The organism is Microcoleus sp. T3_B1, assembly GCF_036700445.1.
Classification (GTDB): Bacteria; Cyanobacteriota; Cyanobacteriia; order Cyanobacteriales; family Microcoleaceae; genus Microcoleus.
Window position 1 is genome coordinate 18,249 of record NZ_JAUBOX010000032.1, and the last position, 21,909, is coordinate 40,157.

The 21,909-nt window shown below is 47.8% G+C and carries 16 protein-coding genes; 8 read left to right on the plus strand and 8 right to left on the minus strand.

The features are described 5' to 3' along the window. Window positions 1-62: 62 nt before the first annotated feature. Window positions 63-4,970, plus strand: a complete 4,908-nt coding sequence (locus QT990_RS18340) for an ATP-binding protein (protein WP_333465596.1) — start codon at window positions 63-65, stop codon at window positions 4,968-4,970. 495 nt (window positions 4,971-5,465) lie between these two features. On the opposite strand, the gene QT990_RS18345 is transcribed toward QT990_RS18340, so the two are convergent. The 6 genes from QT990_RS18345 to QT990_RS18370 form a co-directional block, all read right to left on the minus strand. Next, window positions 5,466-6,527 carry a pentapeptide repeat-containing protein gene (locus tag QT990_RS18345; RefSeq protein ID WP_333140621.1) on the minus strand — a complete coding sequence of 354 codons (1,062 nt, stop codon included), beginning with the start codon at window positions 6,525-6,527 and terminating at the stop codon, window positions 5,466-5,468. A 349-nt stretch (window positions 6,528-6,876) separates the two neighbouring features. Continuing rightward, the gene (locus QT990_RS18350) at window positions 6,877-7,017 is read right to left on the minus strand and encodes a hypothetical protein (RefSeq protein WP_333305926.1); all 141 of its coding nucleotides are present in this window, start codon (window positions 7,015-7,017) and stop codon (window positions 6,877-6,879) included. Window positions 7,018-8,016: 999 nt separating this feature from the next. Next, window positions 8,017-9,249, minus strand: a complete 1,233-nt coding sequence (locus tag QT990_RS18355) for a histidine kinase (protein ID WP_333140623.1) — start codon at window positions 9,247-9,249, stop codon at window positions 8,017-8,019. A gap of 398 nt (window positions 9,250-9,647) precedes the next feature. Further along, complete coding sequence (locus QT990_RS18360) at window positions 9,648-10,130, minus strand: BON domain-containing protein (RefSeq protein ID WP_333140625.1); 483 nt, start codon at window positions 10,128-10,130, stop codon at window positions 9,648-9,650. A 405-nt stretch (window positions 10,131-10,535) separates the two neighbouring features. Then, window positions 10,536-10,736 (minus strand): hypothetical protein, encoded by a 201-nt coding sequence (locus QT990_RS18365; protein ID WP_333140627.1) that lies wholly within the window; start codon window positions 10,734-10,736, stop codon window positions 10,536-10,538. Window positions 10,737-10,752: 16 nt separating this feature from the next. Further along, window positions 10,753-11,307 carry a hypothetical protein gene (locus QT990_RS18370; RefSeq protein WP_333140629.1) on the minus strand — a complete coding sequence of 185 codons (555 nt, stop codon included), beginning with the start codon at window positions 11,305-11,307 and terminating at the stop codon, window positions 10,753-10,755. Between the two features lie 69 nt (window positions 11,308-11,376). On the opposite strand from QT990_RS18370, the gene QT990_RS18375 reads away from it, so the two are divergent. Both QT990_RS18375 and QT990_RS18380 read left to right on the plus strand, forming a co-directional pair. Further along, complete coding sequence (locus QT990_RS18375) at window positions 11,377-12,792, plus strand: S-layer homology domain-containing protein (RefSeq protein WP_333140631.1); 1,416 nt, start codon at window positions 11,377-11,379, stop codon at window positions 12,790-12,792. A 611-nt stretch (window positions 12,793-13,403) separates the two neighbouring features. After that, complete coding sequence (locus tag QT990_RS18380; protein WP_333140633.1) at window positions 13,404-14,438, plus strand: histidine kinase; 1,035 nt, start codon at window positions 13,404-13,406, stop codon at window positions 14,436-14,438. A 197-nt stretch (window positions 14,439-14,635) separates the two neighbouring features. Here the strand turns inward: QT990_RS18380 and QT990_RS18385 are convergent, their stop codons facing one another. Together QT990_RS18385 and holA are read right to left on the minus strand one after the other, a co-directional pair. After that, a complete protein-coding gene (locus tag QT990_RS18385; protein ID WP_333140635.1) occupies window positions 14,636-15,673 on the minus strand; it encodes a hypothetical protein in 1,038 nt (345 codons plus the stop codon). Between the two features lie 230 nt (window positions 15,674-15,903). After that, entirely contained in the window at window positions 15,904-16,881 is a 978-nt protein-coding gene (gene holA / locus QT990_RS18390; protein ID WP_333140637.1) for a DNA polymerase III subunit delta, read from the minus strand. A 173-nt stretch (window positions 16,882-17,054) separates the two neighbouring features. On the opposite strand from holA, the gene QT990_RS18395 reads away from it, so the two are divergent. From QT990_RS18395 to QT990_RS18415, 5 genes are all read left to right on the plus strand, one after another. Further along, on the plus strand, window positions 17,055-17,795 hold the full coding sequence (locus QT990_RS18395; protein WP_333140784.1) for a DUF1868 domain-containing protein: 741 nt from the start codon (window positions 17,055-17,057) through the stop codon (window positions 17,793-17,795). Then, entirely contained in the window at window positions 17,785-18,003 is a 219-nt protein-coding gene (locus QT990_RS18400; protein ID WP_333305932.1) for a hypothetical protein, read from the plus strand. The genes QT990_RS18395 and QT990_RS18400 overlap by 11 nt, the downstream gene beginning before the upstream one ends. Before the next feature lie 334 nt (window positions 18,004-18,337). Continuing rightward, window positions 18,338-19,642 carry a precorrin-6y C5,15-methyltransferase (decarboxylating) subunit CbiE gene (cbiE, locus tag QT990_RS18405; protein ID WP_333140639.1) on the plus strand — a complete coding sequence of 435 codons (1,305 nt, stop codon included), beginning with the start codon at window positions 18,338-18,340 and terminating at the stop codon, window positions 19,640-19,642. Window positions 19,643-20,045: 403 nt separating this feature from the next. Beyond that, complete coding sequence (locus QT990_RS18410) at window positions 20,046-20,744, plus strand: hypothetical protein (protein ID WP_333140641.1); 699 nt, start codon at window positions 20,046-20,048, stop codon at window positions 20,742-20,744. A 3-nt stretch (window positions 20,745-20,747) separates the two neighbouring features. Continuing rightward, window positions 20,748-21,590 (plus strand): DUF1822 family protein, encoded by an 843-nt coding sequence (locus QT990_RS18415; protein WP_333140643.1) that lies wholly within the window; start codon window positions 20,748-20,750, stop codon window positions 21,588-21,590. Window positions 21,591-21,909: the final 319 nt, after the last annotated feature.

Here is a 21,909-nt window from a genome sequence, read left to right on the forward strand (position 1 = left end):
CGCCCGGTCAGCCGAGATAGTATCGTTGCCCGTTGGTGTGGGATCAATGGAAAGACAAGCGCATGATCCAGCAGTATCAACTCGTTGAACAGATTTTTGCAGGCAATAGCGAGATGGCGATGCTGATGCGATCGCACGATTGGTCGCTTTCTGCCCTTGGTGCCGTTGAAACCTGGCCTCAAAGCTTGAAAACCGCGATTCGGATCATCTTAGGCTCTCGCTACCCCATGTTCGTCTGGTGGGGACAGCAGATGACCAACTTTTATAACGATGCTTACATTCCTGTCCTCGGCAAGCGACATCCGCAAGCACTAGGTCAGCCTGCGTCACGGGTATGGGCTGAAGTCTGGGACACGGTAGGGCCGCAAGCAGAAGCGGTTTTGAACCAGGGACAATCGACGTGGAATCAAGAATTGCTTCTGGTTCTGGAGCGCAACGGGTATACAGAGGAAACCTACTTTACCTTTTCCTACAGTCCGGTGGCGAATGATGATGGCCCAGTAGGGGGCATTTTCTGCGCCTGTAGCGAGGACACTCAGCGCGTTTTGAGCGATCGCCGCTTGGCAACGCTGCGCGAATTAGCAGCAGAAACAGTCACTGCCAAGACGCAAGAAGCAGCTTGCGAGATTTCCGCCACCGTATTGACCAATAACGCCTATGACATCCCGTTTGCGCTGTTTTATCTACTCGATGGCGAAAGCGAGCTCGCACGACTCGCGGGTACAACCAGGTTAGCAGCCGGAACCCTTGCCTATTGTGAGGCGATCGAGCTTACATCCGCCCAAAAGTGCCAGTGGCAATTGAAGCAAGTCATCGAGACGGGCGAAAGCAGAATCATTGAAGATTTGGAGGCGCAATTTGGACTTTTACCGGGCGGCGCGTGGTCCGGGTCTCCTCATCAAGCGGTAGTTCTACCACTAGCTCGATCAGGAGAAACCTTCGGGTTCCTGATTGCTGGGGTGAGTCCGCTTAGAACGTTTGATGATGATTACAAAGGTTTTTTTGAGTTGATGGCAGGGCAGGTGACAACAGCGATCGCCAACGCCCAAGCTTACGAAGAAGAGCGTAAACGTGCCGAAGCATTAGCTGAGTTAGACCGTGCTAAAACCACGTTTTTTAGCAATGTGTCTCACGAATTCCGCACGCCGCTGACCTTAATGCTGTCGCCGTTGGAAGAAACGATCGCGAATTTGAATGGAACAATTCCACCTCAAGAACGCGAACAATTACAGTTGGTGCAGCGTAACGGAATGCGGCTGCTCAAACTCGTCAATAGCTTGCTCGATTTCTCACGCATCGAAGCAGGTCGAGTCGAAGCATCTTATGAGCCTGTAGATTTGGCAACCTATACGGCGGAACTTGCCAGTACCTTTCGATCGCTGATTGAACGGGTGGGAATGTCGCTAATTGTTGACTGTCCACCCTTGCCCAACGCGATTTATATCGATCGCGAAATGTGGGAAAAAATCGTTCTCAATCTATTATCAAATGCTTTTAAGTTTACGTTATATGGCTCAATTACTGTTCGATTGCAGTGGGTAGACTCTCACGTTAAATTATCGGTTGCGGATACAGGAGTCGGTATTCCGCCTGAAGAATTACCGCATTTATTTGAGCGATTTCATCGAATCAAAAATTCTCAAGGGCGGAGTTTTGAAGGTTCCGGCATTGGGCTATCGCTAGTACAAGAACTCGTCAAACTACATGGGGGAGCGATCGATGTCAGCAGCACTTTTGGGCAGGGCAGTTGCTTTACAGTGACGATTCCCACCGGAACAGCTCATCTGCCGCCGGAGCGCATTGGCGCCAGTCGCACGTTAGCATCAACGGCGTTAGGCGCGATGCCATATATCGAAGAAGCTCAACGCTGGTTGCCAGAAAACGATTTTAGATTAGAAGAATGGAGCATGGCTCCATCCACTAATGAACTCGTCAATCAACCCGCTCAATCTAAAATCCAAAATCTAAAATCTAAAATTCTCCTGGCCGATGATAACGCTGATATGCGCGATTATATTCGACGACTCCTGAGCGGTTCTTATATTGTTCAAACCGTCGCCGATGGCATTGCCGCATTGACTGCCATTGAGAAGAATCCACCCGATTTGGTATTGACAGATGTGATGATGCCGGGGATGGATGGGTTTGAGTTGTTGCGATCGCTGCGTTCTAATCCCGCAACCCAAGACATTCCCATCATTCTATTATCAGCCCGCGCGGGCGAAGAAGCGCGTATTGAAGGACTCGCAGCCGGCGCCGACGACTATCTGATTAAACCATTCTCGGCGCGTGAACTGCTGGCAAGGGTAGAAGCAAGTTTGAAGCTGGCACGGCTACGACAGGAAGCAACTGTGCGAGAGCGAACCATTCTGGGGCGCGTAACCGATGGGTTTATGGCAATGGATCTCGACTTTCGCATTACCTACGCCAACCAAGCCGCACAAGAAGTGTCGCGAACTTCTTTAGAAGCAATTCTGGGCAAAACGATGTGGGAAGCATTCCCAGGCACGATCGGCAATCAGTTTGAATTCCAGTATGGCAGAGCGTCCAGCGAGCAGGTGGCGGTGGAATTTGAGGAATATTATGCGCCCTTTGATTTGTGGGTAGAGGTTCACGCTTATCCTTCACCGACTGGATTGTCTGTGTTCTTTCGGGACATTAACGATCGCAAAAAAATTGAGCAGGAACGGGAACGGTTTCTTGCCGTCGGTTCAGATTTGCAAGTGATTACGGGCATAAACGGGTATTTCCACTGGGTCAGTCCAACTTTTGAACGAACCCTCGGCTGGACACCAGAGGAAATGACATCCCGCCCTTGGACTGAGTTTGTGCACCCGGACGACTTGGGCACCTCCATTGCAGAAGCCGACAGTCTGTTCTCCGGTAACGAAACCTTTACGTTTGAAAACCGTTACCGCCACAAAGACGGTTCCTATCGCTGGTTTCTCTGGAATGCCCAGCCTTACCCAGAAGAACAAGTGATTTACGGTGCTGCCGTTGACATCACCGATCGCGTGCGCGTCGAAAACGAGCGCCAACGGGCGGAAGCAGCCTTGCGTGAAAGCGAGGAGCAGAGCCGGAATATTATAGAGAGCATTGGTGAAGCATTCTTTGCCGTGGATGAGAACTGGCGGTTCACCTACGTCAATCAATTTGCCGAAACCTTGCTCGATCGCACTCCGGGTGATTTGATTGGCAAGAATTTATGGGAAGAATACCCAGGACTGAGGGGCAACGAGTTGGAGCGGATCTATTGGATCACCATGCGCGATCACGTGCCTGCGTCAGTGACGGCGTTTTATCCCGACCACGATCGTTGGTACGAAGTCCGCAGCTACCCTGCCGCACAGGGAATCACCGTTTATTTCAAGAATGTCACCGATCAAATTCAAGCGGAAGCAGCCCTGCGCCAATCGGAGGAACGCTATCGAACGCTGTTCGAGTCGATCGATGAAGGCTTTTGCATCATTGAAGTGCTATTTGATGCCAATGATACGCCGATCGACTACCGCTTCTTGGAAATCAATCCTGTCTTCGAGCAGCAAACAGGACTTCAACAAGCCGTTGGTAAAACGGTGCATCAGTTACTTCCAGATATTGAAGACCACTGGATTAAGATTTACGGACAAGTCGCCCTGACGGGTGAATCCGTTCGCTTTGAAAATGGCTCCGAAGCGCTGAACCGTTGGTTTGACGTTTATGCTTGCCGCACCGGGCAGCCAGAAGCCCGAAAAGTTGCCGTCGTGTTCAAAGATATTAGCGATCGCGTTTCGCACGAAGCTGAACGCGAACAACTCCTGCAACTAGAACAGACAGCACGAGAAGCCGCCGAACGTGCCAACCGCATTAAAGACGAGTTTCTGGCAGTGCTGTCTCATGAGTTGCGATCGCCCCTCAACCCTATTCTCGGCTGGTCGAACTTGTTACAGCGAGGGAATCTGGACGCTACAAAAACGGCTACCGCCCTTGCCACGATCGAACGCAACGCCCGACTCCAGTCACAACTGATTGATGACCTGCTCGACATCTCCCGCATTATGAGTGGCAAACTGAGTTTGAATCGGATGTCCGTTGACTTGAATATGGTGATCTCAGCCGCCTTGGAAACCGTTCGACTAGCCGCCGAAGCCAAGTCGCTGGAAATTAAAACAACTTTTTCACCCTCCCAGGGAATGGTAATGGGCGATTCCGGGCGTTTGCAGCAAGTAATCTGGAATCTTTTATCCAATGCCGTGAAATTCACCCCTCAAGGCGGGCAAATTAGCGTTAGGTTAACCCAAAGTAGAACTCATGCCCAGATTCTTGTCACCGATACTGGAAAAGGCATCAATCCTGACTTTCTGCCTTATGTGTTTGAGCATTTTCGGCAAGAGGATGGAGCCACAACTCGTAAATTTGGGGGTTTGGGATTGGGGCTGGCGATCGCACGGCAAGTTGTTGAGATGCACGGTGGCAGAATTTGGGTTGAAAGTAGGGGTGAAGGACAGGGAGCCACCTTCACCGTTGAACTTCCCCTCTTGCATACCGCGAATCGGGTTGAAGAAGTTGCCGATACAACTGAAGTTCGATCGAACGATCTTCACCTTGCCTCTCTGCGCGTGTTGGTTGTGGATGATGAACCGGATTCACGCGAGTTTGTGGCGTTTGTAGCCCAACAAGCCGGAGCCAAAGTGACTGCCCTTGGGTCTGCGATCGAGGCACTGCAACTGCTCTCAACCACACCCTTCGATATCCTCCTGTGCGACATCGGAATGCCGGATATGGATGGCTATATGCTAGTGCGGCAAATGAGAGCTCTACCACCAGAGCAGGGCGGGCAAATTCCGGCGATCGCCCTGACTGCTTATGCTGGAGACTTTAATCAGAACCAAGCTCTTGCTGTTGGGTTTCAACGTCATCTTGCAAAACCTGTTGAACCCAATGAGTTAGTCCAAGCAATCGTGACATTGCTAAGGAAACTGAATCGCTGACTGCGAATTTTAATAGATTGTCTGCGATCGAAAATCTATAGCAATCCTAAATCATTTGCATAATTATTGTAGGGGCAATCCCCCCGTGGTTGCCCGATAGATAGGGGGTAGGCACGGGGAGTAGGGGTAGCACTACCCCTACAAATTTATCTGAATCATTTAGGATTGCTATATATAAACCCGCCTCGCACAACCAATTACTCAATTCTGACTCCTGGCTCCTGAATTCTTTATTGTCAAAAGTTTTGAGTTTTAAATTAAAGATTATTTAACTTAAAACTCAAAACTATTTTCCCTTAATCAACTCCTCATATCAATTCCTGCTGCGCCGGAATGATATCAAATCCGCGCTTCATAGTAGGGCGTAAAGTCGAATCCCAATGCCAACAAATAATTCGCGCAATTTTCATTTTTTTAACCCCTCCTTCAACCGTCAACAGTCAACAGTCAACAGTCAACAGTCAACAATGATAAGGAGTGCAACCGGAATCGATATCAATCCCGGCTGTGAGTAGCTCCATTCGGCAAAATTGCGCCGCCCAAAGCTGCTTCATTCAAATTATCAACATTCAAGCTCGCCCCAATCAAATTAGCCTCGGACAAATTAGTTCCTGTCAAATTCGCCCCTGTCAGAGAACTTAGCAGCAAACCCGCTCCCGACAAATTGGCGTGACTCAAATTCGCCCCCCGCAAATCCGCTTCCAGCAAGCTAGCGCCTGCCAAATTCGCACCGCTCAAATTAGCTCCCCGCAAAGAAGCTTTGTTCAAATTCGCAGCCCTCAAATCAGCATTGTGCAGAATCAAACCATTTAAATTAGCTTTACTCAAATTAGCTCCCTGCAAGTCGGCACCGCTCAAATTAGAGCCATTTAGATTGGCCGATTGCAAGTCAGCACCGCTCAAGTCAGCACCGCTTAAATTAGCAGCGCTAATAGAAGCCTCCCGCAGACTTGCTTCGCTCAAACAAGCCCCAACTAAATTGACGCCGCTGAGATTTCCGCGATTGAGATAAGCCCGAGTTAAAGTTGCTCCGCTCAGGTTCGCCCCGGTCAAATCTACCTCGCTGAGAATCGCTCTAGTCAGATTTGCTCTGCTTAAATCAACGCCGCTCATAATTGCTCGGCTCAGCGTCGCCCCGCTCAAATTAGCCTCCGTTAGTTTCGAGCCGCTTAGCAAACAAGCTCCTACTAAACTCGCTCCCGTCATCACAGCTTTGCTCAAGTCAGCCTGAGACAATATTGCTCCGCTGAGATTTGCCCCGCTAAAATCTGCTGCGATCGCCACAGTTCCAGTTAAACTAGAACTGCCGAGGTTAGCTTCAATTAATTTCGCCTTAGACAAATTAGCCCCGCTCAAGTCGGCGGCGTTTAAATTAGCTCCAATCAGTTTGCTTTTAATTAAGTTGGCGCCTTTCAAATTAGCGTTGCTCAAATTTGTTCGACTGAGATTAGCTTCACTCAAATGAGCTGCAATGAGGTTAGCCCCTCGAAAATCTCGTTCCCCGTTTCTATGTCTAGTTAAAAGTTCATCGGCACTTAAAAGTTCAGTGAAATTCATAAAAAAATTGAGTGAGTTTCCTTAATTTCTCGATGTTCTATGTTGTCTGAAAATTTGTACTATCGTGTTTGGCCGTAAGTTTTTTAAACCTATACTGCCACATTAACAATTGTCAAAACTGGTTGATTCCTAGCATCACCCCGCTCACCTAGTTATAACTCACGAAAAACCCGGTTTGTCGTAAATAATCTGGGTGTTTTCAGCGCGGCAGTCCTGAAGAAACCGAGTTGCTCGCCGCCTGTAAGCCCTGTAAGTCTTATGGGGCTAGTAATTAGTTGGCGGTTGATGTTAGTTGTTAATTGTTAGTTGTATTTATACTAACTGCTAATCACTAACTATTAACTGCTAACTATTTACCAAAATACCGAGAATTTGTCGATCGATCTTGTCCAGGTCGATCGAATATTTGGGGTATTGCTGGCGGCATCCGCGCCGCATTCTGACCGGAAAAATTGCTGGTACAGGCGATCGAATTTATTAGTGCAATCAAGAAACAAGATATCGGAGCTTCAACCCCAAATGCCTTCTACATAAGTGCCTTCTATCTTCGATCGTCCATGAAAGCAGAGCCCGGTCAGCTCAGCTAGTTTCACCTCCCCCCACTGTGCTGTGCACAGCGTGAAATCCAACAGGAAGGCTGTTTCCCTCGGAGTGCTGAGCGAGTCGCAGGCAAAGCAAACAATACGCTGCCCTGAGCCTGAGATTTCGCGAAAAAAGACGCCGCGAGCCATTGTGCTCCCGCGCTGCTGTGCTTGCTGTTAATCTTTACTCGATCCATGAGCGCTTGCGGTTCTAATTAACAGAACACCGGACACCTGACGCGCTCCCGGACATAAAAGCTGTTCCTGGGCTTCTCAAATGTTTCGCTGAGGCATTCCCAGAAAAACTGTATTCCTGTAGCAGGTCTTGCCAACGGCAATTCGGCTGCTACAGCCAACTAATGACCAGCCTAAGTGTTGCCCGAAGGCTCCGACAATTATTACTATTCTAATATTTGCCGACCACCGCAGGCATTTCTGGGCGCGCGGGACTGGGTACTTCACCTGTATAAGTTGGTGAAATTAGCCACCCCATAATTAAAGATAGTCGCTCTTTGACTAACTGGGCAATATCTGCTGTAATTTATGTCATCAAATTTGATAATACTACAGGGTTTGCAATCGAGCTGTAGTGAGTGTTACAGAGTCAAAAAACACTGCGGATTTAGGGTATAAAAATTAAGGGAGCCGATCGATCCTCCGGCGCAAAGCCCAGCTCACGGACTGGGCCCCTAATCAAAATTAAACTTTTGACCGGTGGCTTTTTTAAGTTTTCAGAACAAAACAAAAGTCGGCTTTCAGAGAAAAAGCCGACTTTTGAGATAATTTTACTGACGAAGTGCAAAACCGCTAGCTCGCCCGTCCTGGTTCGCTCACTTTCCACAATCCGATCGCGCGAGTGCGACTACTTTGCAGAAAGTAGAAACAATAACCAAACAAACTCTGAAGTATTAAATCAGAGGGCGGCCGGTAGTGCCATAAGTTGGATCGTAAACACCAGCGGTAGTATCAACCCCTGGAGTGCCCGGTGCGCCGTAATCAGCCCGAGCGCTATCGACGCTGGGATTATTATAGTCGTAGGTGTTCCAATGCTGAATGCCTCCGCGGCTCAGAATGGTTTCAGCTTTAGCGACTTCTGCTTCGCTGCCGTCAACCAGTACCAAGTAATCTCCTCTTGCCACGCGATCGTTGTATGCTCTAGCTTCCTCTTCGGGAATTCCCATACCGACTAAAGCTCCGATCAAGCCGCCTGCTGCCGCACCCAAAGCCGTACCGGCGAGTGTAGTGGCGATCGCCGTAGCTGAGGCTCCTGCCAGCATAATCGGCCCGATTCCCGGAATTGCCACTAGGCCCAGACCTACCAACAAGCCTGTCAAACCGCCCAAAGTGCCACCTGTGAGTGCGCCCTTTGTGGCCCCTTCATCGGATTTGTTGTCCGCGCTGTCGTGTACGTCAATGCCTGCGATGTCGCCTTTAGACTCAGCATCCTTAGCGATGACCGAAACCCGATTCATGTCGAAACCGGCAGTTCTCAGTTCTCCCAGTGCGTGTTCCGTCTCGCGGCGGGTTGAAAACACTCCCACGGCGCGCTTCTGGCGACCCGAAGCTCTGCGGCCGGTGTCTGTCGGCACATCGTAAATGCCCCAATCCTGGATGCCCCGCACAGTCATAATTCCTTCGGCTGTGGCAAGTTCGGCATCTGTTCCTTCTACGAATACCAAATATTCTCCACGCGAGACGCGATCGTTATAAGCCTTAGCTTTTTCTTCCGGAACTCCCAAGCCGACCAAACCGCCTACCAAACCGCCTGCTGCTGCCCCAATCGCGCCTCCAATTACAGTATCTGCCAGCAGAGTTGCGATCGCACCCCCCGCCATCACCGGGCCAACTCCTGGAATCGCTAGCGCTCCAATGCTTCCGAGTAACCCAATCAAACCACCCGTCACGACTCCCGCTGTCGCGCCTGCTTTTGCGCCGCCGCCCACCTTGTCGTCGGTACCCTTACCAGTACCAGTACCAGTACCAGTGCTAGCGCCGGCAATTTGGCTGCGATCGAGATTTTCGCCAACTACCGAAACTTTATTCATCGGAAACCCGGTACTTTGCAGTTCCATCAGGGCTAGTTCCGTATCTCGGTAATTAGAAAATGCTCCTACAGCTCGCTTGTGTTGACCTAAAGCCATTTTTTTTCTCCTGAAAAATATACTACTTTTACACAACCACAGAATTTATGCTCTGCCATCAATCACATTTAGTCATTTTTTCCCAACAATTTTCATCGGTCGCTGGGAATAACTTCCCGCTCTATCTTCAGGTTGGTTTCCAACTAATTGTCCGGGATGGGAAATCGGAAATTGGGAAGGGGAAGTTGCAGGTATTGCGCGAGTTTTGAGTGCGGAAATTGTAAATTCAATTTAAACTCTTTCACTTAAAACCCCACTCTCCCTAGAGAGTCACCTAAGCCTTGCGATCCGCTCCGAAAGCCATCTTACAATGCCCAACTTTACCCTCTTCCCTCAGACTTCTCTCCTAGATAACTACATCCTTTTCCCTTCTTTCCCTCGCAATTCTTCCTGCTAATTTATTGATTGCTGCTAGGCGATGCGGGTGCAGCAGGGGCGACAACAGCCGTAACATTCACCTGTTTGACACCCTTAATCTCTTTAGCTAGTGGCTCAATTTTAGCTAAATCAGCTTGATTGGGAACTGTGCCACCTACGGTGACAAGCCCATCTTTTGCGTCAACAGTTAGCTGACCTTTAGTGATGTTTACTTCTAACTTGGAGCGTACTTCACTTTGCAGGTCGCCATCGGCTCTGATGGCATCGCCACCCGTCACATTGTTGCGCTGTTCTCTGGCCCTGATATCAGAATTTGCTTGTGCTTTGCGAATATCGCTAGTTGCGTCACCCTGAGTTTTTTGAACAGTCTCGGCTGGAGGCGGGCTAGTGGTATTTTCTGTGGTAGAATTAGGAGCATCAGCGCTAGTTTTAGCCCCCTCGCTGCAAGCAGCAGCTCCAAATAATAGGATGCCGCTGAGGAGAATGGGTGTTAGTTTGTTCATAATAGGTTAATACCCTCCGGGTAAGCTTTCGATGAGCCTGACTTCCCTGCCTTCGTTAAGCCAGATGGGAGCCAGATGGATCAAGACAGCATCTTTATTTGTGCTTTCTGCGATTTAAAAATCCTTATATCAAATATATAAACTTGAGGAAGTATCTACATCGCTCCACAGGTGTAAAATTTATCTATACCGTTAGATAGAGTACAAAAAACAAAATAAGGTATTAAGTCACATTTAACTTAGGAATGAGAATTAAATAACTTGCATTTTTTGTAGGTTGGGTTGAGGCACGAAACCCAACCCCAAGCTTGATTGTTGGGCGGAGTGAAACGGAGGGTTCGTTCCACGGGCCCAACCTACTACGGAAGTTATTTAATCCACGATCCTTAATGAGTTCTGACCGCATTATTCCTCAGAAACTCGGTAGATAGCTTCATTTTTCGTTACCAAAGCCAATATTTTCCTATAAACCAAGTTTAAATGCGTAAGTTTTATTAATAAATTCGATCGCCACTCCCAACTAATTTTTCCCTCGAACCTCGAACCTGGGACTTCTTCCCTCAACATCCCTCCATTAAATCTGTTAAATCTCGCTACACTACTCATTGTAAAACTTCCTGCTTCAAAACAAACGAAAAGAGTCGAGAAATTTTTGAGCATTTTCGGGTTCTGGGGTAGTGGCAACCAGCCCGTAAACGCGCGTTTCCACAAAAAAAACTTGACCTACACCTACAGGTTCAGTGGGGGAAAGCGGCTGAAACTCAAATTCTTTTCCCGGATAGCCTCCGAGGGAAATATCCCGCACTTGCAACAATTTAGCATTCGCCCCCACTACAAATAAATCAACGGCATTATTTAAAGTAATTCTGATATTATTGATATTATTGTTCCTCATCCGAAAATCTAGGTCAAAGTATTGAAGCAAATAAGTTTCTTTATTTTTTAAGTTCGATCGGTATGTATGAGCAATAATTTGATTTGAAAAAATTTCGGAATTAATTTTGGGATTTCCCGGCATATCGATCGCAAACTGACCCATCGCTGAGCAAAATGGCTGCCACTCTGCCGTCGGAATGGCTGTCCGCAGCGGGGCTGGTTGAGATGCAGCGGGACGGGCAAATTTGAGAGGCAATACAAGTAATGTAGCAGTAGCTAGAAGTAAATACAGAAATTTCATTTGGTTAAGAAATATATTTGACCGATCGATCTGCGCTAGCCTAGAAATATATCCGCAAAGGGGGGATTTATGCTGAATATTATATTTACTCAACGGCGACGCAACTCTCAAGGGCGATCGCCAGCTAAAACCAGTAAAACCAATAAAACCAATAAAACCAATATACTCGCTGCTGTAAATACTTGGCTAGCGGTGTGTCTGCTGGCTGCTGTCACAGCTTGTGCAAACAGCCCCAACAGCAAGGCACTCGAAGAATCTTTAGCCGCCGATCCGACATTAAAACAAAATCCAGTGGTTTTCTCTTCCCCGCCACCAGCGACAGCAATTGAGACAAACTCTACCGCCAAACTTCCTCCCGATTTCCCTACAGAGATTCCACTCTATCCTAATGCTGAGTTAATCGAAGTTAGTGGGCAAACAGATTCGTTGCCAAAAAATGTGCGGCTGCGCTGGGAGAGCACAGATCCTGTGAATTCGGTACAGAACTTTTACTCCACAGAGTTTGGGCGTCGCAACTGGGAAATAGTCAGCCGCCCCACCGCCGAGGGACAAGGTTCTTTGGTAGCAACGCGAGATAATTTACGGGTAACAGTGTCGCTTTCTCCTACTCAGAAAGTAGGGGGTTCTACAGAATTTGCGATCGACTACAGCAAAGAAAGCCCCGAAATTGCAGCCAGTCCCCAACCTAATAATTCCGAGTCTAGCGCATCTCCAACCGCTTCACCAACTCCATCTAATTCCGAGGGAACTACTCCAACACCATCTGCCTCGCCAAAATCAGCAAAAGTTAGCCAACAAGAAAGCCAAATTCCTCAACAGTTGCGGCAGTATGTGGCAGATTTAAGTCAGTTGGAAGTGCTGAAAGTGCGAGCCGCAGAAAGTGCTAATTTAGAAACTGCCACCACTTTGCCCAAACCCAACAAAATTATCACTCGCCGCGAATACGCCCGCTGGTTAGTAGCAGCTAACAATCAGATTTATGCTAGCCGTCAAGCCAAACAAATTAGATTAGCAGTAGACTCTAGCGAACCGGCTTTTTCTGACGTACCCAAAACAGACCCGGATTTTTCAGCAATTCAAGGTTTAGCAGAAGCCGGTGTAATTCCGAGTTCGCTTTCGGGAGAAACTAAAGATGTGAAATTTCGCCCGGATGCACCTTTAACTCGCGAAACAATGATTCTCTGGAAAGTGCCTTTAGATAGTCGTCAAGTTTTACCGACAGCTAACATTGACGGAGTGAAAGAAAAGTGGGGTTTTCAAGATGCTTCTAAGATTGATTCCCAGGCGTCGCGGGCAGTTTTAGCTGATTTTAACAATGGAGATTTGGCGAATATTCGCCGCGTTTTTGGTTTTACTACTCTGTTTCAGCCTAAGAAATCCGTGACTCGCGCCGAAGCTGCTGCTAGTTTGTGGTATTTTGGCGTTCAAGATCAGGGATTGTCTGCTAAAGATGCCCTGGAAGCAAAGTCTCAACCTGCTGAGTAGAGTTTTTTGGGGTAGTTAAAAGTTTTCACCACAGCATCTATAGCCTTTCTCAGAAAGATGAGGTACTCATGGGCATAGGGCATAGGGCATACCTCACTTTTTTGAGAACCGCTATACTTACCAATACCTCAAAAACCGGGTTGTTTCTCTGTAAGCAAACCCGGTTTTTGCGTCCAAGACTGACGAAATTGTACCATTTTTTGATTGATCGGCGTGCGATCGCCAGCCACAAAAATTGCAGCTTGAGTTTCAAGGATTTCTGTGAAGATAGCTTACCCAGAAACCGACTTTTATCTACGAAAATGCCCACTCAAACGCGAGGCATATCCGTTGAAAAACCCTGTTTCTTTTCCTCTGGGGGAGTTATCGTAAAAAACCGTTTGCTAAATTATACATCGGCTTTTCTTCCTTGTGGCCTACCCTAGGGGATAGATTTTTTTTGCTTTAATCTTAATTTCTGTATCCTGCCATACAACCGCTGCATTGGGGGGCAAATTTTATAGATATTTCAACCAACACTGTGTTTAAAACTCTCAGTAGGATTCCGGATGGCTTAGCGGACTTAACGATAAATGAAAAACAGTGTTTGAGCTCTTGGAGAGCATTTTTTAATGTACGATATTACCTTATTTACCCCGCAAGACATGGCGAAATGCAGCTTAGTCCTGCGCCATTTAGGTAGAAATACTGCTAGTATGGAAGCCAGCAGCCAGAAGATTGTTAACTATATTTACCGACATTTTTGCGATTCGCAAACTGGAGAAAATACCTGTGCCTTAGTGCGTTTGTTCAAAACTCATCCCTACGGGGAATTAGAAGACTCATTGCAACAATCTGCGCGCCGCTTGATGAAGGGCAATTCCCCCGCCGCCGACATGAAATGTTGGACTCTGCTAGCAGCCGCAGGCACAGAACCGCAGTGGAATTCTCGGCACACAGCAGCAAAAAATACAGCTATTCCATTAGTTAGCCCAAAATTAGTGGCTCAAATGCCGGCGATTTCGGAAATAATCCGGCAGTTTGGTTTAGACATTCCTACCTTCCTCGGAATTGAGCGAGAAAGGTTCCTGCAATTAGAGTCCGCAGTATTAAATATTTTTCACGTATCAGAGGCAAAAGGCAGCCCCTTTATTCCTGAGCAAAATTCCTTAATTATCCCCTACCAAGTCAAGTCTGTCTTGGGATTTGGGGGACTTCTGCCGTCAGGAAGTGTGTTTGCGGTAGTGATTTTCCTGAAAGTTAAAATTCCCCAAAGCACGGCTGAAATGTTTAAAGATTTGGCACTTAGTGTCAAAACAGCATTGTCCATGCCCGACAAACAAAGTGTTTTTGAATATTCAGAAAATCCTACCAGCTTTGTTACAAATAACAATATTTACGAAACCAAATTACTGGAATCTCAAGTTGCAAATCTGATGCAATTGCTGGAGTTTTCCGAACAAGAAATGCTCAGACAAGCGACTCGCTTTCAACAGACTATTGACAATTTACAGCGCGAACTTGCAGAACACAAAAATAAGGAACAAGCTTTGAAAGTAACCCAAAATTCGTTTACAGGTATCCTCAATATTCCTAAAGATGCTATTGGGTGCGTAGAGGAAAATCAAGGAATTCAGCGTTTTAATCAAGGGGAAGAACCGATTTAAATCAAGCTCTGTGTTTAGCAACCCGGTTTATCCAAGAAAGCGGGTTGTTGCTGTGTTTGTTCAGTGAATCTTACTTTTATCGAAAAAAGTCAAAAGGTAAGAAAGCTTTGAGTAAAAAAAGATTTTTTACTTTTGGCTTTAGACTTTTGACTTTTAGCACATCGAGTATTCAACTCAAAACTCAAAACTTAAAACTCTTAAGGCGCTGCTGCCGCCCTGCGGTTGGCAACAATCAGATTAGCCTGATACTCTGCCGCTTTTTGCTGAGCCTTTTGATAGTTCGGGCTGGTTGACGGTACGGATCTCATGAGCTTAACGGCTTGCTGCCACTCGCTTGCTACTGCGATCCACTCATTTTGAGACTGAGCCGTCTGGGCCGAAATTGCTGCCTTCTGAGCTGTGTTAACGGCTTCTCTCCAAGAGTCAGGCTTAGGCGCGGCGGGTTTTGGTGCAGGAGAGGCTGCCTTGGGCGCCGGAGATGCAGCAGCAGCTTTGGGTGGTGGAGATGTCGGAGTTGGGCTTGCTGGCGCAGCAGCAGTGGGAGCGGGTTTTGGTGCAGGGGAGGCTGCCTGTGGGGTGCCCGGAGATGCACCCGGAGAGGATGCGGCGGCTTTAGACGCGGGAGATGCGGGTTTCGGGGAAGGGGAAGCAGCTTCGGGGGCGATGGGTTCTGGGTTCGAGTCGCCGAAGGGGAAAGTTTTAGTAAAGAAAAGCCCTGCGATCGCCGCCAGAGGTACTAAGATACCCACAGGTATTACCCATTTGGGAAATTGTTTTTTCGGAGGCGGGGCTTGATCTTCGTCTTCGTCTTCGTCTTCCTCGTCGTCATCTCGATCGAATTCTCCTTCTTGATAATAGTCTTCCTCTTCTGGCTCGACATCATCTAAACCTACAGATTCGTCAGGCATTCCACTATCCAAGGGGTAAGGCATTGAATCTGCAGGCATCAGATCAATTTCATCTTCCCACGCAGGCTCACCGTCACCTGTTCGACGCCCGTAAACCTTTACAGTGTGAATTGATTCGAGTCCCAGCTTCGTCATGCCGGTGCGGATGAAATCGACCAATACCATTTGATCCGGTACTTTGTCTGCCTCCAGAATTATGTGGAGGCAGCCGTTGTCCCGCGTCACATCGGCGTTGATGCCTTTGGGTTTGAGTGTACGGTTGATGCTAGATGCGATCGCTTTTGGATCGCCTTGCTTGAGCAGTTCCCGCGGGTTCTGTTGTGTCATGGGTAGCGCTCTTTTTTTTGGGGGGGTGGAGAGCCGGCAAATAATATTAACCGATCGGCATTCGGCGGACAATATTTATTTACCACATTAACTTCTAATTTGGCATTCTGAGAGTATTTCTAGTATCTATTGACCTTTTGGCCCGCGAGCCGGCATCAAGCACATAGCCGAAGAAAGAAATTTGTTGTAAAAATTTACAGTAACGGGTCGCTCCTGTGCCCTGTCGCGCATCAGCGAAACAAGCTAGAAAGTTCTATAACTTTGGTTTGCAGGGTTGAGATTTCTTCCCGGCCGCGCTTTAAAGAAGCTTCTAAGTCTAGCAGCAAGGGCAAACTTTTTTCCAGTTTTTCTAAGCTGGCGTTCTTGACTTCTTGACGAAAATAGTATACTCGTTTCGGATTGCCGAGGTCTAGAGCTTGAGCAATTTTATCATCGCGATCGCCCGCTTGGATCATCGCCTTTACCCACAGCCAAATCCGAAACTTACCAGTCAAGCCAGCCACAATCCTCAAACCAGGCTCGCTGCGGCCAGTTAAGCCTGCCAATAAATCCAAAGCGGCGGAGGTATTGCCCTCGCGAATCGCATCGGCTAGCTGGAAGGTATTCTGGGCGTGACAGTGCACCAGTGCCGCAACTTCTTCCGGGTTCAGAGGTTGGCTGCGGTTGCCCGCAAACAGCAGCAATTTTTCGAGTTCGCTGTATAGCTGGCGGGTATCGCTGCCAATGGATTCGGCCAAAAGTTCGATCGCCGTGGCGGTCAATTTTACGTTCATTTCGCCTGCGACTTGACGCACCCGCTGGGCTAATTCTTTGTCATTCCAAGGCGGAATCGGTGAAAATTCTCGAAATTCGGCGGACTCTTTCAGTAACTTGGTAGATTTGAGCCGGCTGTCGGGTTTTTTGACGGATGTCAGCAGCAGCACGGTGGTAGGGGGAATCACCGGCAGCGTCCGTTCAAATTGTGCTAACAGTTCAGGAGAGCACTGCTGCGTTACAGTCGTATTTGCCAGCCAGACAAAACGGCTGCCGGTACCGAAGGGCGGCGTTAAGGCTCGATCGAGCCCTTCGACCACAGCTCCGGCGGAATCGGCAATAATTTTGTCATAGTTAAAACTAGCCCAGTTGGGGTCGAGGACTGTTTGGCGCAAACTTGTCACAGCCTGCGCCATCGCAAAGTCGTCTTCCCCCCAAAACAGGTAAATTTGCATAAACGCTCACTAGCCAAAAAAATCAGAGTTGCAGGCGAGGCTTGTCCAACATATCCTGAATAGGGCTGTTGGAAGCCCGCGCCATAATATAAAATTTGGTGTGGGAGTATGTCACCGCGAGGAAATCAAGATTGGATGATACTTATCAAGCTTACGTAAATCGGGTGGCGCGAATGACGCTGCTGGACTCCTACAAGTCCCAGGTGGAACACATTCAGGAATCTCCAAAATTTAAGCCCGACGAAGCAGGCCGGAGAAATCCTGTACCTTTTCCAGGTTATTCGGTGATTACGCCCCCTGCGGGGGAAGATGCAGAAAATGCTGCATTTTATAGTAATTTGCACTCGAGCCAACAACGGATATTGCAGGAAATAGCGGAGGGTGCGATCGTGGCACTGCCTCCTGATACCTTCCATTTAACCGTAGCCGATTTAATTTGGAGCAGCGCTTTTCGAGATGCCTCTGATAAAAATCCCGAATTTGAGGAGCAACTGCGCTCGCGCATGGCCGATCGTTTTGCCGCCTGTAAACCCTTGGCGGGCGGCCCTCCGATTCGCTGGATAGTGCTGGGGTTGATGGTGATGACTAGAGCTGTGGGTGTTTGTTTGGCACCGACGGACGAAAACTCTTACAAGCAAATTCTGGAGTTTCGCCGATCGATCTATCAAAATCCCGATTTAATGGCTTTGGGAATTGAACAGCAATATCATCTTACGGCACACATTACTCTGGCTTATTTTGGGGACATCGGGCCGAACCTTGACCGCGCTCGCTTGTGCGCTTTGCTGTCAGAGTTAAACGAGCAATGGCTGGACACGCCGCAAGAACTGTCCGTAAACCGAGTGGAACTGCGGAAGTTTGACGACATGACCACCTATCTCCGGCAACCGGAATGGCCTGTTTTTGAGTTTTAACGAAGGAAGAGGGAAGAAGGAAGAAGGAAGAAGGAAGAAGGAAGAGGGAAGAAGGAAGAAGGAAGATTTTTTCCCATCTCCCCCTCTCCCCATCTCCCACTCTCCCAGTCTCTCTCCCCCTCTCCCCCTCTCCCCTGTGGCAATAGTCAGGATATTGCCTATTAACTACCAGCCGGGAAGTCCCGGGCGTATATTTAGAGGGGATTAATCAGATCGCTGGGCCCCGTACCCCGTTGGGAATTACGCCCGCGTGATGAAAGGCTCGTCGGGTTTCGGTACCGAAACCGACAATTATTCTTTTATACCCCAAGATGCTCGGGAAATACTCTGATACTATATTAGCAAGTGGGGGTGGAACTACCTCACTATAAAAAGCATGAGAAAAAAAAGGAAAAAGAAGCCTTCGGTCTAACTGTACTCAGTTGACCGTCTGGTTTGTTCACATGCTTTAATTATTTTTGTTTGACATTAAAGTCAAGGAAAAAAATTATGAAAAACCAGGAAAAATCAGTAATTCTGGTTTTTTACTTTTTGCTTAAAAAGTGACAGTAAACGTTGTTGGTATAGGTTTAGATGGAGCTGCTGGGCTGAGCGAATCGGCGCGGCAGGTTGTAGAAATGGCCGCTCTGCTAATAGGCAGCGAGCGCCATTTAAGCTATTTTCCCCAGCACGACGGAGAGCGCTGGGCGTTGGAAGATTTGACCGAAGCAATTCTGGAAATTCGGCGCTGGTGGGCGACTGAACCCGAATTATATCCCTCTGGGGAGACGGTGGAACCCCGCGATCGACCGATCGTAATTTTAGTGGCCGGCGACCCGCTGTTCTACGGCTGGGGAAAGTTGTTAATTGCCCAATTGCCTGCAGAAAAATTGAGTTTTCACCCCCACGTCAGTTCTGTGCAGTTGGCTTTTAACCGCTTGCAAATCCCTTGGCAAGACGCTCATTTTGTTGGCTCTCAAGGACGTTATTTTGAGGAACTGACGGCAAAACTCAAACTCGGTGTCGAGAAAATTGCGGTGCTCGCCGACGAAACTCATACTCCGGCGGCCCTGGCAAATTTGGTGAAAGCTCTAGATTTGCCTACACGCTACGAGTTTTGGGTTTGCGAAAATTTGGGTTCTGCTGACGAGCGCGTGGGCCTCCGTTCTCTGTCAGCTTTGCTGGGAGAGTCTTTTGCACCGCTGAGCGTGGTTGTGATGCTGCGGGAGTCCCCGGCGGGGACGGAACCTTTGGATTTGGAAAAGTTGCCTTTGTTGGGAATACCGGATGCAGCTTTTATCGGTTGTGGCGACAAGCCTGGTTTGACGGTTGAACGGGAAGTGCGGGTGTTGGTGCTGGCACAATTGGCTTTGCAACCGGGACAAGTTGTCTGGGATGTGGGTGCTGGTAACGGTTCTGTGTCGATCGAGATTGCTCGTTTATTCCCGCAGTCTGAGGTGTATGCGATCGAAAAAACGGTTTCTGGTACTTCTGCGATCGAGTTCAACTATGGCCGTTTTGGGCTGCAAAATGTGTTCTCGATTCACGGAACCGCCCCGGAAATCTTGCACCGCTTGCGTCCTCCGCACCGAATTTTTATTGGCGGTAGTGGGGGAGGGTTGACTAAAATTTTGGGCGTTTGCGCGCTGCGGCTGCTCCCTGGAGGCTCGATCGTCCTGGCTTTGGATGCTTTTGAGGATATTGCTACTGTTTTGAGCTGGATGGGCGATCGGGTGCGCCGGGAACCGCACTGGAGTTACCGAATCGTGCAAGTGCAATTGTCGCGTTCTGTGGCTGGGGGGAATTCAACTCGTTTTGATGCGTTGCGGCCTGTTTCGATTGTGACGATCGATCGACACTTGAATTAATCTGAAATCTGTGATATTCGCGCTTCCAAAGTCTGGCGTAAAATCGAGTCAAAATTCAACACTCAACCATCATTCAGTTTTTCGATTAACAGTCAACAGTCATGAGGAGTGCAACCGGAATAGATATAACTACAGCATATTCGGTGGTTCGTGAAGTACACTATAAAGCTCTATTGTTGGTACATTGTTATGTAGGGTGCGTCGCTGCTCATGTTTAATGAAACTTGCAGATTGACTGGTGGCGACGCACCTTACTTACGACAAGGTTGTGTGTACCGAATATACATGGAATATGCTGTATAACTTTCGGGTGCACGCAGAACACAGAGCATCCTCTGGTTAGCGGACAATCTCCAAGGATTGCAACAATCAGTTGAGAACTCAAATAATTAATTTAACACCTATGGATCAACTGCTGCGCCAACTAATTGAGGAGGTATGCGAGTATCCCCAAAACAGCTCCCAAAGGCGCAAAGCGATGAACCGATTGCTCGCCGAACTACAGGAACTTCCCGGACTACGGCGATCTGCACATCCCGATTATTTAGAAGCCTTAAATAAAACCTGGCAATGGGTGAACAAAAGCATTTGCTCAAAGTTCAAGCTTAGCGATCCGAATGTTTCAACACGACTACGACAATGGATAAATAGTTACCTAGAGTGGCGCATTAAGGATTTGAATTTACCTTCTGAACCGCCCACCTACAGTTTAGATGCCCCCATAGGAAGCTCAGATACTGAAACCGCGTTGCTGGATTTGCTTTCAGAAACAAGTTTTTCTACTCCTACCCGCAGTGGTTTGGATGGCTATATCGCACTTTTAGAGCAAGAAAATTATCAGAATATTATTCAAAAGCTAGAACAATACGTCCAAGAAGACCCCGATGGGAAATTTCGCTCCTGTCATCCTAAAAATCATCCAGAGTGTAACTGTCAAGTTCTCACATTAAAGGTGCTGTTTAAAACCACCCCTGACAAGTTTACTGCGATCGCCAAAGAATTTAACATCAACTACCAAACTCTAAAATCACACTGGGAAAGGAACTGTCGCCCCTTGCTCCAAGCGATCGCATTAGAGCTAGGATACACAAGAGAGGATTAAATTATGCAAAGCACAAACCCAACGCTATTGACAGTTCCACTAGGTACTGATGCTCACCGCACTGCTCGAAAATTTGCGGCCGAAACTCTGCAACTCGCTCCTGAATTGACAAAGCATGAGGCTGCCAAACGAGTTTATGTGAATACTTTAGCAGTTTATGTTGTCTATAGTTACCTCAAATGGCAAGCTTACGAACCCGATTTAATTCAAGGCGATAGTTGGCATCCAGTCGTCCGTGCCCAGTGGGATATTGCTGATTTAGTGTTACCAGGGATGGGTAAATTAGAATGCCGCCCGGTTTGGTTTGGAGAAAGTGCGATCGTAGTTCCACCAGCAGCCATAGAAGACAGAATCGGCTATGTAATAGTTGAATTTGGCGAAAATTTAGACTCAGGGAAACTGCTAGGATTTACCCCATCACTGGATAATTCTCCGTTGCCAAGCCAGATCCAGATTGCCCAACTCCAAAACTTAGATGATCTGATCGATCATCTCTATCGTCTGGAATTAGGAAATCAGTTTTTGAGAAGTGACGATCCAGTAGCCTTAGAAGTGCGACAACTCTTAGAAACACAAAATTTTTCAGAAATTATCGCTCAATTAGAGCGCATTTACCGAACTACCAAGCCCATTAAATGGCGGTATGCAGGAGCAGATGTATTAGTCGCTAGTATTCCTATTAATCCTCACAACCAAATAGTTGAGTATTCTCCTGAACAACAGGCTTTTATGGGAGAAATTAGTCGAGAAGAAAAAGTTCTCTCCGCAGATTTCAACCTCCAACAGTTAGCCCAAAAAATGCTAAATAAATTAGCAGGAATTTGGGATATTGAAACAAAAGCTTAAATATTTTTTCAAAAAACTGAGAACCTCCCCATTTTGTAAAAAGCGTTTTTTAGGAATGCGAGTATCATGCTCGCTTGCCTATATATTTGTAACGATACAGATACTTGCACTCCTGTGGTATCAAATCCCTACCCTCGGAATTAATATTAGACCTCTTGCAAAAATAGCTGGGACGGGCTCTCCGGCCCGTCCCACAAAAAGTTTTTTCTCTTGTGGGATGGGCCGGAGAGCCCGTCCGAAAATTTGATCGAAAGGACTTTTGCAAGAAGTCTATTACCCACAGCTTTCGACACGGCGCAGTGCCCCATGTCCCGAAAAT

Bases quoted from the DNA above. Each gene is read 5' to 3' on its own strand.
- QT990_RS18340 (WP_333465596.1), top strand. From the start codon at position 63: ATGATCCAGCAGTATCAACTCGTTGAACAGATTTTTGCAGGCAATAGC.
- QT990_RS18345 (WP_333140621.1), bottom strand. From the start codon at position 6,527: ATGAATTTCACTGAACTTTTAAGTGCCGATGAACTTTTAACTAGACAT.
- QT990_RS18355 (WP_333140623.1), bottom strand. From the start codon at position 9,249: ATGGCTTTAGGTCAACACAAGCGAGCTGTAGGAGCATTTTCTAATTAC.
- QT990_RS18360 (WP_333140625.1), bottom strand. From the start codon at position 10,130: ATGAACAAACTAACACCCATTCTCCTCAGCGGCATCCTATTATTTGGA.
- QT990_RS18365 (WP_333140627.1), bottom strand. From the start codon at position 10,736: ATGAGTAGTGTAGCGAGATTTAACAGATTTAATGGAGGGATGTTGAGG.
- QT990_RS18370 (WP_333140629.1), bottom strand. From the start codon at position 11,307: ATGAAATTTCTGTATTTACTTCTAGCTACTGCTACATTACTTGTATTG.
- QT990_RS18375 (WP_333140631.1), top strand. From the start codon at position 11,377: ATGCTGAATATTATATTTACTCAACGGCGACGCAACTCTCAAGGGCGA.
- QT990_RS18380 (WP_333140633.1), top strand. From the start codon at position 13,404: ATGTACGATATTACCTTATTTACCCCGCAAGACATGGCGAAATGCAGC.
- QT990_RS18385 (WP_333140635.1), bottom strand. From the start codon at position 15,673: ATGACACAACAGAACCCGCGGGAACTGCTCAAGCAAGGCGATCCAAAA.
- holA (WP_333140637.1), bottom strand. From the start codon at position 16,881: ATGCAAATTTACCTGTTTTGGGGGGAAGACGACTTTGCGATGGCGCAG.
- QT990_RS18395 (WP_333140784.1), top strand. From the start codon at position 17,055: ATGACGCTGCTGGACTCCTACAAGTCCCAGGTGGAACACATTCAGGAA.
- QT990_RS18410 (WP_333140641.1), top strand. From the start codon at position 20,046: ATGGATCAACTGCTGCGCCAACTAATTGAGGAGGTATGCGAGTATCCC.
- QT990_RS18415 (WP_333140643.1), top strand. From the start codon at position 20,748: ATGCAAAGCACAAACCCAACGCTATTGACAGTTCCACTAGGTACTGAT.